General features: G+C 51.4%; 1 protein-coding gene. It reads left to right on the plus strand.

What is annotated here, in order from left to right:
• The first annotated feature begins 467 nt into the window (after positions 1 to 467).
• A complete protein-coding gene (locus WMO66_RS00360) occupies positions 468 to 1,445 on the plus strand; it encodes an Abi family protein (RefSeq protein WP_349134425.1) in 978 nt (325 codons plus the stop codon).
• Positions 1,446 to 1,671 lie beyond the last annotated feature (226 nt).

A 1,671-nucleotide genomic window follows, 5' to 3' on the forward strand; every position in this document is an offset into this window, starting at 1 on the left:
CAGGGTACTCCCGGCGAAAACGTGACCGGTTGCGTGAGATGGCCACGTCGGCCTACGGCCTCCTCGCAATGACAAATATGGGGGCCAGCACCGTTTTAACGGCGGCCGGTACGGATCGGGGAGGGCCTTCCCGAGATTGCCACGTCGGCCTACGGCCTCCTCGCAATGACAAATATGGGAGCCAGCACCGTTTTAACGGCGGCCTGTACGAATCGTCAGTTTATCGCCGGGAGGGGACAGCCCGGCCCCTACAATAAATGTATGCGGTCGGCGATGGCTTGTGCGACCTGCGAGTGCCTTCCCGAGATTGCACCCCAAGGGCACTTCCTCGCGCTTCGCGCTCAGGGCGCCACGGGCGCGGTGCGCCCTCGCAATGACAAATTCTTAGCGCATTTCGCAAAATAATATTGACTTTTTATATTTATATTATATAATAATAAAAAGAACTTCGGCGAGAGGGTGCAGTATTGAGCAACAGAACAGAGAAGCCTATGCGTTCCCCCGCAGAGCTGGTGGCAATGCTTCGAGATGAAAAAGGGATCACATTTCACTACATGTCAGAGTCCGAAGCGGAGCAGTATTTGACAGATCGAAATAATTACCTCCGGACTGCTTCCTACCGCAAAAACTACGACAAGCACCGAACCGGAGGCAATGCCGGGAAATACATTCGCCTTGATTTTGCCTATCTGGTAGAGCTGTCGAAACTGGATATGTATCTCCGTGCGCGTCTGCTTCCGATGTGTATTGACCTGGAGCACGCGCTGAAGGTCCGGATATTGGCAGATATCGAAGAAAATACGGCGGAGAATGGGTATGATATCGCTGCGTCGTTTTTAAGCAGCAATCCGGACATTATGAAAACTATCGCGCAAAAGGCGGATTCCATCTTTACCGGGGACCTGATCGATAAATACTTTTCCCTTTGCTACGTTTTTGATGCCGGTGGGAACATCCGAACAGAAATACAGGATACAGACTGCCCGGTCTGGGTCCTTGTAGAGCTGCTGGCCTTCAAAGACTTTACGCGATTCCTGCGGTACTATTGCAGCCGGTATCCCGGCCGGATCAGCATAAATTTCAATCATCTGAATACGATCCGAAGCTTGCGCAACGCCTGCGCACACAACAATTGTCTGCTTCTTTCTCTCCGGCCGGGGGCAACCCAGCCCACCGCAAAGGTATCTCAATATGTTGCCAGAATACCGGGGACTCAAAAGGAAGAGAGAAAAAACAAACTCTCCTGCAGGCCGATCTTCGAAATTGTCTGTCTTTTGATGGAATATGATTCATTTGTCTCCGAACAGCTTCGAAAGCATCGAATGGATGAGCTGAAAACATTTGCCCATGGCAGGCTCGTTGGCCATATGGATTTCTTTGCAGAAAACCAAATCATCAGCACAGCGGTTTATTTTTTACAAAAAGTGATTGATTCTTTCGGGTGAGTTATGATATACTAGGAATGTAATCAAAAAACAATACTGTTTTTGTGAGGGGAGCGTTAACGACGTTGCCCTCATTTTTTATGCGGCACGATCGCCGACCCGCAGCGGCCAAGGTAGGGGAGCGGACAGCCGCTCCCGGCACCGCACCGGCGCAAGAAACAGGCCGCCGTTAAAATGGCAACGACTCCGACGAGGCCTGTAGCGGGGCTCAGTGAGCGCCTTGTAC

The organism is Faecousia intestinalis (assembly GCF_040096185.1).
In the GTDB taxonomy this organism is placed as follows: domain Bacteria; phylum Bacillota; class Clostridia; order Oscillospirales; family Oscillospiraceae; genus JAZOXB01.